The 13,539-nt window shown below is 35.9% G+C and carries 17 protein-coding genes and 1 riboswitch; of the genes, 7 read left to right on the top strand and 10 right to left on the bottom strand.

The annotated features are described in order from the left end of the window. Positions 1 to 45 precede the first annotated feature (45 nt). Together J0N78_RS08745 and J0N78_RS08750 are read right to left on the bottom strand one after the other, a co-directional pair. Positions 46 to 954: a hypothetical protein gene (locus J0N78_RS08745; RefSeq protein ID WP_209122656.1), complete on the bottom strand. Its 909-nt coding sequence runs from the start codon at positions 952 to 954 to the stop codon at positions 46 to 48. Between the two features lie 40 nt (positions 955 to 994). Further along, positions 995 to 1,999 carry a toxic anion resistance protein gene (locus J0N78_RS08750; protein ID WP_209122657.1) on the bottom strand — a complete coding sequence of 335 codons (1,005 nt, stop codon included), beginning with the start codon at positions 1,997 to 1,999 and terminating at the stop codon, positions 995 to 997. Positions 2,000 to 2,203: 204 nt separating this feature from the next. On the opposite strand from J0N78_RS08750, the gene J0N78_RS08755 reads away from it, so the two are divergent. The 5 genes from J0N78_RS08755 (at position 2,204) to J0N78_RS08775 (ending at position 6,134) form a co-directional block, all read left to right on the top strand. Beyond that, complete coding sequence (locus tag J0N78_RS08755; RefSeq protein WP_209122658.1) at positions 2,204 to 2,989, top strand: NRDE family protein; 786 nt, start codon at positions 2,204 to 2,206, stop codon at positions 2,987 to 2,989. A gap of 131 nt (positions 2,990 to 3,120) precedes the next feature. Next, positions 3,121 to 3,447 (top strand): hypothetical protein, encoded by a 327-nt coding sequence (locus tag J0N78_RS08760; protein ID WP_209122659.1) that lies wholly within the window; start codon positions 3,121 to 3,123, stop codon positions 3,445 to 3,447. A 63-nt stretch (positions 3,448 to 3,510) separates the two neighbouring features. Beyond that, positions 3,511 to 3,690 carry a hypothetical protein gene (locus J0N78_RS08765; protein WP_209122660.1) on the top strand — a complete coding sequence of 60 codons (180 nt, stop codon included), beginning with the start codon at positions 3,511 to 3,513 and terminating at the stop codon, positions 3,688 to 3,690. A gap of 106 nt (positions 3,691 to 3,796) precedes the next feature. Then, positions 3,797 to 5,179 carry a hypothetical protein gene (locus J0N78_RS08770; protein WP_209122661.1) on the top strand — a complete coding sequence of 461 codons (1,383 nt, stop codon included), beginning with the start codon at positions 3,797 to 3,799 and terminating at the stop codon, positions 5,177 to 5,179. Positions 5,180 to 5,192: 13 nt separating this feature from the next. Next, positions 5,193 to 6,134, top strand: a complete 942-nt coding sequence (locus J0N78_RS08775) for a DMT family transporter (protein ID WP_247747201.1) — start codon at positions 5,193 to 5,195, stop codon at positions 6,132 to 6,134. Between the two features lie 42 nt (positions 6,135 to 6,176). On the opposite strand, the gene dapA is transcribed toward J0N78_RS08775, so the two are convergent. Continuing rightward, positions 6,177 to 7,064 (bottom strand): 4-hydroxy-tetrahydrodipicolinate synthase, encoded by an 888-nt coding sequence (gene dapA, locus J0N78_RS08780; protein ID WP_247747202.1) that lies wholly within the window; start codon positions 7,062 to 7,064, stop codon positions 6,177 to 6,179. Positions 7,065 to 7,165: 101 nt separating this feature from the next. Next, a riboswitch (Lysine riboswitch) is annotated at positions 7,166 to 7,348 on the bottom strand. 363 nt (positions 7,349 to 7,711) lie between these two features. Here dapA and J0N78_RS08785 point away from each other — a divergent pair. Beyond that, complete coding sequence (locus tag J0N78_RS08785; RefSeq protein ID WP_209122662.1) at positions 7,712 to 8,314, top strand: YhcN/YlaJ family sporulation lipoprotein; 603 nt, start codon at positions 7,712 to 7,714, stop codon at positions 8,312 to 8,314. Between the two features lie 107 nt (positions 8,315 to 8,421). Here the strand turns inward: J0N78_RS08785 and J0N78_RS08790 are convergent, their stop codons facing one another. After that, positions 8,422 to 8,595 (bottom strand): hypothetical protein, encoded by a 174-nt coding sequence (locus tag J0N78_RS08790; protein WP_209122663.1) that lies wholly within the window; start codon positions 8,593 to 8,595, stop codon positions 8,422 to 8,424. 131 nt (positions 8,596 to 8,726) lie between these two features. After that, positions 8,727 to 8,888: an aspartyl-phosphate phosphatase Spo0E family protein gene (locus tag J0N78_RS08795; RefSeq protein WP_209122664.1), complete on the bottom strand. Its 162-nt coding sequence runs from the start codon at positions 8,886 to 8,888 to the stop codon at positions 8,727 to 8,729. Between the two features lie 294 nt (positions 8,889 to 9,182). Here J0N78_RS08795 and J0N78_RS08800 point away from each other — a divergent pair, with 294 nt between their 5' ends. Further along, on the top strand, positions 9,183 to 9,830 hold the full coding sequence (locus J0N78_RS08800) for a YhcN/YlaJ family sporulation lipoprotein (protein WP_209122665.1): 648 nt from the start codon (positions 9,183 to 9,185) through the stop codon (positions 9,828 to 9,830). A 70-nt stretch (positions 9,831 to 9,900) separates the two neighbouring features. Here the strand turns inward: J0N78_RS08800 and J0N78_RS08805 are convergent, their stop codons facing one another. The 5 genes from J0N78_RS08805 to J0N78_RS08825 all read right to left on the bottom strand — a co-directional run bounded on the left by J0N78_RS08805 (position 9,901) and on the right by J0N78_RS08825 (position 13,390). Next, positions 9,901 to 10,461 (bottom strand): hypothetical protein, encoded by a 561-nt coding sequence (locus J0N78_RS08805; protein ID WP_209122666.1) that lies wholly within the window; start codon positions 10,459 to 10,461, stop codon positions 9,901 to 9,903. Positions 10,462 to 10,752: 291 nt separating this feature from the next. Continuing rightward, on the bottom strand, positions 10,753 to 10,995 hold the full coding sequence (gene yidD / locus J0N78_RS08810; protein WP_209122667.1) for a membrane protein insertion efficiency factor YidD: 243 nt from the start codon (positions 10,993 to 10,995) through the stop codon (positions 10,753 to 10,755). Positions 10,996 to 11,148: 153 nt separating this feature from the next. Further along, positions 11,149 to 11,319 (bottom strand): hypothetical protein, encoded by a 171-nt coding sequence (locus J0N78_RS08815; RefSeq protein ID WP_209122668.1) that lies wholly within the window; start codon positions 11,317 to 11,319, stop codon positions 11,149 to 11,151. 118 nt (positions 11,320 to 11,437) lie between these two features. Then, positions 11,438 to 12,028 carry a hypothetical protein gene (locus J0N78_RS08820; protein ID WP_209122669.1) on the bottom strand — a complete coding sequence of 197 codons (591 nt, stop codon included), beginning with the start codon at positions 12,026 to 12,028 and terminating at the stop codon, positions 11,438 to 11,440. A 156-nt stretch (positions 12,029 to 12,184) separates the two neighbouring features. Next, complete coding sequence (locus tag J0N78_RS08825) at positions 12,185 to 13,390, bottom strand: MFS transporter (RefSeq protein ID WP_209122670.1); 1,206 nt, start codon at positions 13,388 to 13,390, stop codon at positions 12,185 to 12,187. Between the last annotated feature and the right edge of the window lie 149 nt (positions 13,391 to 13,539).

Consider the following 13,539-nt stretch of genomic DNA (forward strand, 5'->3'; position numbering starts at 1 on the left):
TACATACGATTAGAGAAAAGAATGACTTATAAGGGCATCTCACCTCTAATCGTTCCGTTCATTCGAATATCTTAAGTAATTAAGCTTTAATAAATGCTCCATTCGCTCGACACGTGCTTTTTCCAGATCTTCTTTTAAGCGGATAAGTGTTAGCTCCATTTTTGATAAGGCTACAAATACGTTTTCACGTTGTTCTAGTTTGTTTTCTGGTGATAATGAAAGGAAGGTATGAATTAGATTCGGGATATCATCGTTTAACATTCGTTTCACCATATGTCTTTCTTCGATTTCCAGTAATGAGAATTCGGGTAAAAGAGCTTCTGTGTGATCAATGATATGTTCTAACCGTTTTTCAATCAATGGATCAATGTGGAGCTTTCTCGTATGACTTATTAATCGATTCGTCTCAATAACTAAGCTTTTTACTTGATCATTACTTTTTAATTGATTGATTCGCGACGGATAGTTTGCTTCTTTTTCGTTTTGAATAAGCTGTCCGAGTAAAGCGTCATCTAATTTATCGATTTTATAAAACAAATTTTGCGTATAAGGCGATTTTTTCACACTTCGGACGTAGGTTTTCTTATCTTTCGTATAATGTATCGAAGCTTCCTTACACTTTCCAACTCCATGGTCTGCTTTGAAATGTTTGCGGTAACACTGAATATAAATGCGCTTTTTAAATTTCGATTTTGAGTAATACGTATCGAAAATAATAAGGCTAATCATTTTCTTTTTTATTTTGACTGTGATGACATATTCGTGGTGCTTCTTTTTAACGGTTCGATTTTTACTGTATTTACTAGACTGTTGGATGACGTGCTCAAGGATACGCTCTGCTTCGTGTAATGTATACAATGTGGCTTCCTCTAATAAAATTTCATCTTGGACGGGACGTAGTCGATCGGGTAAAATATTTTCTATCCAAGGAATTTCAAGTAAACGATTTAGCATCGCTTTCGCTCCTTTTACTCAATAAGCAAAATGGGTGATGTTATGGAAGTAACTTTGTCTTCATTCGGTTGTTTAATTCATCCATTTCTGCAATAAACCGCTTGCCGCTGTTAATAATTCGTTCATTTGATTGCTCGGTTAATTGGATAGCAGAATAGACATCTTCATATGCCTTTTTAAATGATTCGAGGGCAATCGCCGGCTCTTCTAGTGTTTTTAATGTTTGTTCAGTATTTTCTTTAAGCATTTGTGCATTCGTTAGTAGCATCGATTCGGTTGCTTGATTGACGTTTTGTACGGCTTTGATGACTTTTTGTTGATTACCTAAGGCGAGTTGAATAGAGGCCGTAACGGTAATAATATTTTTCGTCATCGTAATCGCGTTAAAGATCGCTTCTTCAAGCTTATCATTGTTTTCAATAATTAAGTCAATGGAAGCGACGGATTGTTGTAAAACCATGATCGCTTGTGACATATTTTTTATGCGTGAAATGACTTTTTGTTGTCCTTTTTGTAGGGCAGTAGGGTTATCCTTCCACTCTTCGGTTGTCATTTCGGCTTCAAGCATTTCATTTAGCTGTTTACCAATTTCAATTTGGTCATTTAAGCTTGAAATTCTTTCTCTAGCAACAACTTTTAATTGCTGAAGCATGAGAGAGTCTTCTTGTAGCTTGTCTTTACCGTGCAGTAGTCCCTCAATGATCTTCTCGATTTGTGATTCGACGGTTTGATATTTTTTAGCATACTGTTCAATCGGACTCCGACGAAGTAGTTTGTTGACCACCTTTTTGAGTTGTCCTTCTTTTAAATAATCTGGTTCAAGTTCGCCAACAACTTCTTTTAATTGATGAAGCTGTGCAGGGAGGTCATTATTCGGTTGTGAGAGCATTTCTTTTACAGGACGTTTTAAGGCTTCAAGGGATTCTCCAGCTTCTTTTTGTGCGGATTCGCCGAGTCCACCGATTTTATGTAATACTTTATCTACATCTTGTTCTTTTTTAAACATGTCAAGAAGTTCTTTTAATACGGTATGTTTATCTGTCATACATTTTCCTCCTCTTCCGTTCAAGCACGATTAGTAGTTATTTAAAAAGCGGATAAACAGCCAAAGAAAATGGCCTGCTATTCTTCGCCGTGGACTTTTTGAACATCCTATATAAGTTACGATTGGCACATAATAAAGTTTCATACTATACTATGCCTACAAAATTATACCAATTTCTTACCTTTTTCTACAAGGAGGACTACTATGTGTTTAATTAATTTTGCCTATAAAAGTCACCCAGATTATGATCTTATTTTAGCTGCGAATCGCGATGAGTTTTTTGCTCGACCAACAAAACAAGCAGATTATTGGACAGACGTTCCAGGCTTAATTGCAGGGAAGGATCTTGAACAAGGTGGAACGTGGTTAGGCATTACGCAAGACGGAAGATTCGCAGCATTAACAAATTTTCGTGAAGTTAGGGAAAAGCAGCATGAACGTTCAAGAGGTGAACTCGTACTTGATTTTTTAAATAACAATATTTCCTCTGAAGAATACTTAAACAAAATAAATGAAAAAAGGGATGAATACTTAGGCTTTAATTTGTTATGTGGTTCTGTTGACGAATTATATTATTATTCTAACCGACAAAATGGAATTGAAAGAATAGAGCCTGGTGTACATAGTGTTAGTAATGCCCTTTTAAATACGTCCTGGCCAAAAGTAGAACGCGGCAAAGCATTAGTAGAGGAGACGCTTAAGGAAGATGGTAATCTTGTAAAACGGTTATTAGATGGACTTACAAATGATGAAAAAGCAGAAGAACAGCATTTACCTCAAACAGGGGTCGGTGTAGAGTTGGAAAAACATTTATCACCAATGTTTATTAAAATGGAAGGCTACGGTACGAGATGCTCTACGGTAATAACTATTAGCAAATCTCGACAAGTAACGTTTTGTGAGCGAACCTATTTGCCCGGGCATGAAGGATATGAAGACCGTTTATTCCAATTTTCAGTGGCTAGTAAGAGTGGAAATGAGAATAAGTAGTTAAATCTGTCGAGACAATTGTATCCGTTTATTCGTCATTAATCCGTCTAAAAATCAATGTTTATAGGACCAATAACCTATGTTACTATTACATTTATACAAGTTGTTTAAAATAGGTTGGGGGAAGATGATTGATGATGAAAAAATGGTTCTTAATCATTTTTGCGTCTGTAACATTAGGAACGGTATGGAGTATTGTAATTTTTCAACTCGTAACAGGACAGGAAACAGTAATGCAGGGAAGGGTGCTATCAAGTCTCGAGCGAAACACTTTAGCAAAGCAGAAAATGGGTTCATTAGGGAATTGGGATGCTAAAATTGTAAGGTCCGTAAAGTTATCGGATCAACCCATTCACATTTCGAAAAAAGATTTGAGTAAAATCGATTTTAGTGATTTTGATACATCCGATGGTGTTCCTATTGATATCATATTAAAGCGACTTGAGCTTGAAAAATAGTTAATGCGTTACAAACGACGAATTATTTGATAAACTAAAGATAGATTGTTAGGAGTTAGAAATATGGATCCAGCTATGGTTATTGTTTTATTAGGAATTGGTTTTTTCCTATTAACGGGAGTGTTTGGTGGCTTAGGGTTTTACTTTATGATGAAAGTAAATAAGCGATTAGCCGCAACGTTTTTTACGATAGGCTTTTCATGTATCGCTATTTTTATTATTACTTTGTTTTTATTTTTATAATGGACGACGAAATTAGAGCTGCATCTGCAGCTTTTTTCAGTTGTACCACAGTTTTTATATATAAATATAAATCTAAGTATTTGTAAAAACAAATTAGGAGTTAAATATGATTAAGAAATGGGATATAATTATAGGATCTGCCTGCTTTTTAACGGTGGCATTGTATTTAATATCTGTGTTTTATTCTAGTTCACTATTAAATGTAACCTATAGTTTTTTAGCAGCTATTTTACTATTAGTTGCATTACCATTTGTGAGAAGGAGCACAATCATTATTACCATTCCATTATTAACGATCGGAATGGTGTTGTTTTTTCAAGCAAGGGTCGATGCAACAGCTTTTTTATTAGGATTTGGCTATAATATTAATTTACTTTCACTATTTTTACTCGTGCCTTTAATTGGAGTATTTATTTCTTTAGCAGGATTTTTAACAACCTTGAAAATGCGTATTGAACAAATGGAGAAGGAAAAAAGCGGAGAGTCACACCCTTATCGATTAGGGTTTCTCTTAACGGCAACGATGGGAGCAGTACTGAATTTGGGTTCGATGGTTCTCGTTCATCGAATTATTGAAGGAAGTTTATCCAACTTTTTACGAAGAAAAATGGTGATGATCCTACTGCGTGCTTTTGGCTTTTGTATGTATTGGTCGCCCTATTTTGTGAATGTAGGTCTTGTGTTAGTACTTTTTGATGTATCTTGGATGTCGATCGGATTATATGGTTTAATCATTGGAATTATTTATGTGTTGATCTCTATTGTCTTTTTTCCGAGATTGTCATTTACAAATGATGAGGAGCATATTCAATCTAAAGCTTCAATAAAGGGGCTGCAGAAAGAACTTCCTTCTCTACGATTATTGATTATTTTCGGAGTAGGTTTATTTGTAAGCTCATTCATCTTAGAGTTATTATTACCTGTCAATATGTTAACAGTAGTGTCTTTATTAGGTTTCTTCTATCCACTGTTATGGGCTATTTTTTCAAAAAATTTACAAGAATATATTCAAGAGCTTTTCGTATATGTAAAGGAATGTTTTTTCCGTTTAAAAAATGAAATTGTTATTTTTGTTAGTGCAGGCTTTTTTGGCGCAGCCCTTTCAGTTACGGGAATTGGTGATTATGTATCTCAAATGATTTTATCTTTATCACAAGGGTACATTTATGTGATGTCTTTAATTGTTATCTGTTTTGCGATATTATTATCTTTATTTGGAATTCATCCTGTTGTCATTGTGATTGGAATAGGAAGTGCATTATCACCACAGCTTTTCTCCGTTAGTTCTGAGTTTATGGCTATTCTCTTATTAATAGCCTGGACGTTAGCGACGCAAGTTTCACCATTTTCTGGTTCTGTTCTTATGGCATCTGGTTTAATGCGTCATTCATCCATTGACATTGCGAAGAAAAACAGTCAATTTGTTCTCGTCTGCATGATTGTTCTGGCCTTATTCCTCTGTTTGTTTCATTGGCTACAGCTCATATAAAGGGGAGAGAAACTTGAATAACGAAAAATCAAATATACTTATTTATTTATTGCTTATGGTTGTAATGGTCACTTGGGGAATGAATGTCGTCTTTATTAAAATGCTTGTTAGTGCTTTTCCGGCGGTTACGATGACGTCATTCAGGATTTTTTTAGCAGGGGTCGTTGCGATGTCGGTATGCCTTTTTATAAAGAGATTAAGAAAGTTTACAAAGCAGGAGTGGAAATATATACTTGTTTCAACAATATTCGGAGTGATCGCTCATCACTTTTTCTTAGCCTGGGGATTAACTAAGACTACTGCATCAAATGGTGTTTTAATATTAGCATTATTACCTTTAACTACGTCTATTTTAGCTTCAATCCTGTTAAAGGATCAGTTAACTAGGTTAAGGATCATTGGGATCATTTTAGCGTTTTTGGGGGTCAGTTCAATTATTTTACAAAGTGGAGAAAGTCTTGCAACGATGAATGTTGGCGATATCTCAATCTTCATTGCGATGTTCGTTCAAGCCCTTTCCTTTATCTATATTAAGAAAGGGACGAATACGATTGACTCAAGAGTTATGACTGCAGTAATGCTCCTAATTGGCGCGAGCTTCCTGTATGTCATTAGTTTGTTCATAGAGCCATCTGGCACTCAGCAGATGGTAAAGCAAACGGGCTGGATCTGGGGAATATTTTTAATTTCATCGATTATTGCGACAGCTCTCGGGCATTTTTTATTCAACGCAGCGATTCATCGACTAGGGGCAGGGCAAACAGCAGTATTCAATAACTTTGTACCGTTTTTTGGGCTCATTTTTTCTGCACTGTGGCTAGGAGAACAAATTACATTATTACAATTAACAGGTTTTGTTTTTATCGTTTTAGGGGTTTTATTAGGTACAGGGTTTATTGATGAATATGTATCAAAACGAGCGAAGAAGAAAAAGACAGTTCAGAAAGTAGGATAAAAACACCGGAGCGACTTTAATCACGTTGCTCCGGTGTTCTGTTTACCCCACGTTGTAGGAAACTTCAGGGAAAATGGTCGCTTGCAATTGCTGTTGTTCTTCCTCTGTTAACGGGACGAGAGGAAGACGAACCGAACCGACTGTAATACCTTTCATATTTAACGCTGTTTTTACAGGAGTTGGACTTGGTGCAGTAAATAAAGCTTTCATAATCGGAAGTAATTGACGATGCTGCTCAGCTGCATCATATACGTTTCCTTTTAAGAAACTCGTTACCATACTTTGCATTTCATTTCCGATGATGTGAGATGCGACAGAAACGATTCCTGTTCCGCCGATGGATAAAATTGGTAATGTTAAGCTGTCATCTCCACTATATAGACTAAAATTACTATCGGTTTCGGCAATAATTTTTGCCATTGCTTCTAAATCACCGCTTGCCTCTTTTGTCGCAACGATGTTAGGAATTTGGGCAAGGCGAATTGTTGTTTCTGCTGAAATATTAACGACACTACGACCTGGAATATTGTAGATCATAACAGGAAGATTTGTTTGTTCAGCGATCGCCTTAAAGTGTTGATACAGTCCTTCTTGAGAAGGTTTATTATAATAAGGGGCAACGAGCATGATGCCATCGACACCGATTTCTTCTGCTTGTTTTGTTAGTTCAATGGAAGCTGCTGTATTATTTGATCCGGTTCCTGCAATAACAGGAATTCGGCCGTTAACAACTTCAACAACGTGTTTAAATAGTGTAAGCTTTTCTGTCGTTGTTAATGTCGGTGATTCTCCAGTTGTTCCTGCAACGACTAATCCATCCGTTCCATTTGAGATGAGATGGTTTACTAATTGTTCTATTGCTTGTAGATCGACATTTCCATATAGATCGAACGGTGTAACCATCGCAGTTAAGACTTTTCCAAAATTCATTATAGTATCCCCCTTAGTGCATTACTAATTCTAATCACAATAAAAAGCAACAATGAGAGCTGCTCATTGTTGCTAGGAATGACAATTAGACTTTGTTCCTTGCGTAAGATAGCCCTCCATATAGTAATTGTACTATATGACAGTTCTGCATTTATTCAATACAGAACCAGCCTTTAGTGATATGAGCACCTTAGACTTCGGCAAATCCCCCTTTCAGGCAATGATCAAAAGAGCTCATCCTCCTCCCATTGCTTACTTATGGTCTTTGCACCTCTATCCTCACTTCAATTAGAAGTAAAGAATATTCATTTGTTGTGTCTACATTAACAAATTGTAGTATGGATTGCAATGGTTAAAAGGAAATTTCTTTTGGTTTTATATAATTTATTTGTCTAGCTCCGGACGCAATCGGCTTCCGCTTTTCTTTTTGTCTAGCTGCAGCGCACAGCGTCTAGTGGACTACGCTCTCCTCCTTACGATAAGTCAACATCGCATCGCTAGCACTTCTGCGTGTTTCCTTTATCTCAATCGGAGAACTTTAGTCCATACGTCGCTAACCGGTCGCTTCCGCTTTTCTTTTTTCCTTTAGTTTACAGGATTATTATAAAGAAAAAAATTAAACGATAATAAAGAAAGGAGAGTGTTCTGTGAGAAAAGAATGGTATTGCTATTTGTCGTTTACAATTCTTATTGCTTTAGTTGGATGTTCAACGGGCATGGGTACTCAAGATGAACCAGTACCTGTTGAAGTGCAACAAGTCCCTGAATTGGAGTCTCGAATAGATCATACAGTTGGTGACCGAAGTCCATTTACAAGTAGGCCGTGGATCGTTTCAAGGAGTAATACAGGGCATGGAACGAACACCCGAACCGATAATGTTGATTTTTATGAATATTATTACGGGAACACCAACAAACAAATTTCAGAGAAACTAAAACAATTAAATGAAGTAGAAGATGCACATGTTTATATACAAGGAAGGGTCATTTTAATTGGTGTTTTAGCTACAGAAGAATGGGATAAGAAGCTTGAAAAAAAGGTAAGGGAAGCAGCATTTTCACAATTGGGAAATAATCAAGCGGATGTTCGTGTCATTCATGATAATGAGAATTTTTCTGAATTTCAAAGACAGGTATTGAATATTAGAGAAAATGTTCCTTATGAAGAAGGAGTAGATGCAGAAAACTTTATGCAAGACTTTGGGAGAATATTTCAACGTCCATTTGAAAGGAACAAGGTAAGAGACTGAACTATAAGTGTCAGGTCGTATATTACGTAAATAAGCATATTTACTCATCATTTGCTTGATAAAGACCTGGCACTATCCAGGGAATTCAGTCTCAGTAATTAGGTTCATTATATTTTGACTTCTTTTTTTTCGGCTTCAATTTGGCCGTCTGCATACCCGAGATGATATGTACTTCTAATTATACGTTCCATCTCTTCTTGTGTTAAATAAGACACTTTAACTCCATCAATAACTTGAAGACGCATTAGAATCTCTTGACAAGCAATTTTTACCCCGTCCACCGATACAACTCCTTACACTTTGAAGTAGAAGAAAGTATTTTATCACCAAAGGTGTTAACTGTATATATGTAGTGTTAAAGATACTTTTTATTATAGCTATGGAAGCTGATAATGGCAAACAAAAAATAAAGTTACTTAGCAATTTTGACTGTATAAGATGAAGGCTGTTGAGCTAAGTTTAAAAGCTTGTCCAATTCTTGGCTACATTTCACAGTTGCTTCTGAAGTATATCCGTACTTCTCAGCTAATAAGATCATCTGGTTTCTTTTACGTTCAATCGCATACAATAACATTTCTTCCACTCCAATTTTTCATCAATATTAATTTGTGTAAATTTTCTATCATTTGCCTATTAAGGACAGTCTGAAATCATTTTACACAAAGATTATTATACTCATATTTTAAAATAATGAAATACATTCCCTAAAAGTAGTCATGAACTTTAAAAAAAAGCGGCGTTTCGACAAGTTTTACGGTATTTTGCAATTGGCATTTCATGCATACTTTTAAAATATTTTCCGAAGACTTCTTTTCATAAATCAACAAAATGTACGCAACTTATAAGTAAGTAGAAAGGAGAATGAATGATGAAAAGACTACTGTCGTTTATCGTCTTGTTTCTAACTATTTTAGCGATGTTCTCCGGATGTGGCGTTGTCGAGCAAAAACACCCTATGGGGGCAAATCATTATCGAGATGAAGGCTTTAGTGGCTATGGAACTGAGCGAGCAAGGTATTTGGAAGGGCCAGCTAGCGATATGATGGTTCCTGATAGTGCCCCAAAAGGAAGGACTGATCGTGCGCAACTAATAGCTGATGACAATATGTACTATACGAGTGAACGTAATCTTGGGTTTAAAAGTCAAGGTCTTGATTGGGGTGGATCAAGTGTTTATAACAACGCTCCTGGTACAATCAAAGATAAGTACATTCTTGGGGATCGTCCACACTTAAGACGACAACAAGTCCAACAGCAAAATCAAAACTTGAGTAAAGAAGATTCTGTTCGAAAGCATGTGATGTCGATTGAAACCATTGATGAGGTTTATGTCTTTTCGCATGAAGGTATGTTAGTGATAGGAATAGAATCATCAGAGCAAAACCGTCCGAAGCTGATACGTGAAGTAGAAGAAGCCATTTCAGAAATTGTTGACCTTGAAAATGTACGGATTGCAACGGATCGAAGAAATGTAAACCGCATCCGTGCTATCGTAGAAGGTGAAGAAATTAAATAATGGCTGGAAAATAATAAGTGACAGACGCCTTTACCAAATTAACGCAGTGAAGGTACCTGTCACCCTTTTTTTATTTTATTCCGTTTTCTTCAAGGATACCTCTGTATTCTCGTTCCATTGATTTTAAAGCAATAATACTATTTTCGTAATATAATCGGGCTCTTCTAAAATGAATGTCATTATTTACATCCATATTCTCTAGGCTTGTCATGAGTGAATCTAATTCAATAAGCGTACTTATGTGAACTTTATGAAGGTTCTCGAATTCTTTTGGGTAATTTAGATTGAGTATGTACTCACTCCAATCTTGAGCTGTACGTACATGTTCAATAGCTTTTTTAGCGTCGTTTTCGGTTGGCTGCTCTATATAAAATAATTCATTTAAGTTCTCAAGATGCGTATATAGCTGATTTAAGTAAAAGCCAAATTCTTCAGCATAAGAGACAATGGATTCAGAAACGTCACGTCTTGTTTTATTTTGATCTTTATTTGAAGGGTGGATTGGCTCAATTCCATCAGTTGTGAGCATTTGCTGTTTTTCAATGCTTTGCGTAATATCTTCAGGGCGATCTTGGCATCCTACAGCAACTAGCATACATATTAACAAGATAATAATAATTTTTTTGATCATATTCATAAGTTCTCCTTTACAATAAAAATATAATGCCATTCATTGTCATTTTCTTCTTCGATTATTATCCTTTTACCAGTACAATTTTATACATAGTGAATGAAACAAATTAACAGGCTGAAGGGGATCCAATAGTAGATGGGATTGAGCTTACGTACTCCGAATAAAGCTAAAAAATGGTGTTATTGACGATTGAATGGAAAAGTTCAATTTTACATACGCTAGCAGAATAAAGGTATAAAAAGTGTCGAGCGGGTCAGGACTTAACAGTTGCGATGGAAGAGGTTATAGTTAGTTGATGTGATCATGTTCCTTTTTGTCTTTTTCTGGTACTGGATCAAAACCCCCAGGATGAAACGGGTGGCATTTTAAAACTCTTTTGATAGTGAGCCAGCTTCCTTTTAGAGCCCCATGTCGTTTAATCGCTTCTAAACCGAAATGGGAGCATGTTGGATGAAAGCGGCAAGTTGGTGGTTTTAGTGGGGAGATTATTTTTTGATAAAAGTAAATGATGCCGAGCAATATCCATTTCATGTCGTGTACCTCGTTCTACATTATTTGATTACTATCTTATCATACTATTAACAAAAACATAAAAACGTCTGTTTCCCATTCGCAGAAACAGACGTTTTTAAATATTATTAAATATAACGGCTTCATCATCCTTCATTAGCAAACCTCCATTAATTACCCTACTTGCTGAATCGTATGTTGTGATTGTTCAAATAATTGATCGATTTGATCTAACGTCATCGAGTTGACAAACTGATAAAAATCTAACCTACTTTCAATTCCATATTTCTCACAATTATTTAAATATAAGAACCACACATGTCGATACTTTTCAGTTTGACACATTTACGACCGCCTCCTATTTATTCTGTTTTATAACAGTTTTATATCTTATAACTATACTATAACAGTATAAGTAGGTAGTCAACTGTATTTGTTAAAATAGGCAGAATATTTAACTAAATTAACTCTCTTTTACGGTTTGAAGATAAGAAATAACGGCTTCGACATTATTTTTTAACGTTAACCCTTTACTTTTTAATGCTTTTTCATGGTAGGTATTAAACGTTTTTGTTTCTAATTGAATCGAGCGAGTCCAATTTAATAATTGTTTTTGTGTATGGTCATCAAGCTGTTGTTCGATTGAGGAACAAATAAACGAACGACAGGTTGCATTTTTATAGGAAGGTAAAAGAGAACACCCATTTTTCCGTTCGAAAAATTGGCAGATCGAATAACTAAGCTTTAAATCGGCCTTTTCAATCGAAGAAAGCTGATCTGTATTTTGTCTTTGAAAACGAGGATGTACATGTGCGTGAATAATAATGTGATATTCAGATACAGTACGGTTTGGGTTATTATATATATTATTAATAAAGAAGTCAGTATCATTTTGTTTGACCATTCGATGGATCTCAAAAAGGCTAATAATAGGACTATAGCTACAGCAACCGACAGTAGGAAGACTTGAATGTCCCGGTTGGAAATATGGATCACTACAGCTTAAACAAGCCGAGCTCAAGATTTGCTTATTTTTTTGATCGTACTCAATCATTTTTTTTCACTCCAAAATTAAAAAAATACGCAACCAATTGTACTATATTTTGTATAAAAAGACAGTATGCAGTTATTAAGTAAATGATATAAAAAGTTACCAATGCTGCTTTTGCGGACATCTTGAATAATATAAAAACGCTTAGATGAAGCGTTTTTATTGACCCTGGTGGAGTTTAGTTGTGTGTTGGATTTTTCCTAATAAAAGCATACAAATCGGTGCTACGATTGTTACGATCCCGATGACCATAAAGGCCATTCCCCAGTTGAATTGATCGAGTACATATCCAAATACGATCGGTGAAAAGATTGTTACAGTAAACCCAAGAACAGATTGAACACCGAGAGCGAGCGCAATAACATCTGGATCTGATACCTCAGTAATCGATACGTTATATATAGGAGAATCTGCGACAATTGTAAACCCGTACACAATGGCTAAAAGAAGCATTATTATAATCGGCAGTTGGATGAACCAACCGATTGCAATGGAGCAGAAGATACTGATCACTAGAAAGAAAGTAGCAGCTTTCACGCGACCGATCCCATCAGATACACGACCACCAATATATGTAGCTACCCCACCAATCATTATCACTAAAGCACCAGCAATATTACCAAATCGAATCGCCGATTCTTGTTCAAAGCCTTGTTGAAGGAAATAATAAACAAGAAACGGTCCAATCCATGCCCACATTGCATACAATTCCCAGCAATGCCCTGCATACCCCCCATTCACGAGTAAATTAGGCTTTTTGAATACACGTTTGATTTTCTTTAAATCAAAAGCACTTCCATTACTACTCGGCATCGGAGGAATCTTAACAAAAAATACAATTAAGCTCGCAAGTAAACAAAAAGTAGACGTTATAAATACGACCCCTTGCCAGCCAATCATTTCGATAAAAAGTCCAGAGACGAGTAAGGAAAATCCAGACCCGACAACTAAGGATCCGACGTATACTCCAAGTGCTTTTCCTCTTTCGGTTGCGGGGAAAAGCTGTGAAAGGATCCGCATTCCTGGGACATAAATTCCGGCAATTCCAATGCCACTAATCGTTCGTAAAATAAGCGTAGTCCAAAACCCTTGAGCAAAAAAGCATAATAGAATGCCGGAAATAGCAGCAATAAATGCCCCGTATACGAAAGATTGCTTTGGATCATATTTGTCGCTCATAAAACTATAAAAAAGAATGGCGATAACATAACCTAAGTGAAAAAAAGCGATAATAATTCCTGACTGTGTTGAAGTGAGGCCCCATTCAGCTTCAACGACAGGGAGTACAGCAGAGAAATTAAACCATACTTGCATCGCTAAAAATTGTGCGATTGAAAGTAACCAAAGTATTTTATAAGAATTCATTTTCGAGCCACCTTTCATTAAACCATTATAGTACAAATAGGACTGACATTAATAGAATTACTTGATGGGTATCACCAAGTTAAATGGATGTGTCCAAATGTAACAGAAGTTCAGTTAACCTAATAAAAAATATGAGGTATAATAGAGTT

Origin of the sequence: Alkalihalobacillus sp. BA299 (assembly GCF_017745675.1) — a bacterium.
In the GTDB taxonomy this organism is placed as follows: domain Bacteria; phylum Bacillota; class Bacilli; order Bacillales; family Bacillaceae_F; genus Alkalihalobacterium.

Excerpts from the sequence above, each read along its gene's own strand:
- J0N78_RS08795 (WP_209122664.1), bottom strand. The coding sequence starts at position 8,888 with ATGTTATTGTATGCGATTGAACGTAAAAGAAACCAGATGATCTTATTA.
- J0N78_RS08805 (WP_209122666.1), bottom strand. The coding sequence starts at position 10,461 with ATGATCAAAAAAATTATTATTATCTTGTTAATATGTATGCTAGTTGCT.
- yidD (WP_209122667.1), bottom strand. The coding sequence starts at position 10,995 with ATGAAATGGATATTGCTCGGCATCATTTACTTTTATCAAAAAATAATC.
- J0N78_RS08800 (WP_209122665.1), top strand. The coding sequence starts at position 9,183 with ATGAAAAGACTACTGTCGTTTATCGTCTTGTTTCTAACTATTTTAGCG.
- J0N78_RS08815 (WP_209122668.1), bottom strand. The coding sequence starts at position 11,319 with ATGTGTCAAACTGAAAAGTATCGACATGTGTGGTTCTTATATTTAAAT.
- J0N78_RS08820 (WP_209122669.1), bottom strand. The coding sequence starts at position 12,028 with ATGATTGAGTACGATCAAAAAAATAAGCAAATCTTGAGCTCGGCTTGT.
- J0N78_RS08755 (WP_209122658.1), top strand. The coding sequence starts at position 2,204 with ATGTGTTTAATTAATTTTGCCTATAAAAGTCACCCAGATTATGATCTT.
- J0N78_RS08750 (WP_209122657.1), bottom strand. The coding sequence starts at position 1,999 with ATGACAGATAAACATACCGTATTAAAAGAACTTCTTGACATGTTTAAA.
- J0N78_RS08770 (WP_209122661.1), top strand. The coding sequence starts at position 3,797 with ATGATTAAGAAATGGGATATAATTATAGGATCTGCCTGCTTTTTAACG.
- J0N78_RS08765 (WP_209122660.1), top strand. The coding sequence starts at position 3,511 with ATGGATCCAGCTATGGTTATTGTTTTATTAGGAATTGGTTTTTTCCTA.
- dapA (WP_247747202.1), bottom strand. The coding sequence starts at position 7,064 with ATGAATTTTGGAAAAGTCTTAACTGCGATGGTTACACCGTTCGATCTA.
- J0N78_RS08745 (WP_209122656.1), bottom strand. The coding sequence starts at position 954 with ATGCTAAATCGTTTACTTGAAATTCCTTGGATAGAAAATATTTTACCC.
- J0N78_RS08825 (WP_209122670.1), bottom strand. The coding sequence starts at position 13,390 with ATGAATTCTTATAAAATACTTTGGTTACTTTCAATCGCACAATTTTTA.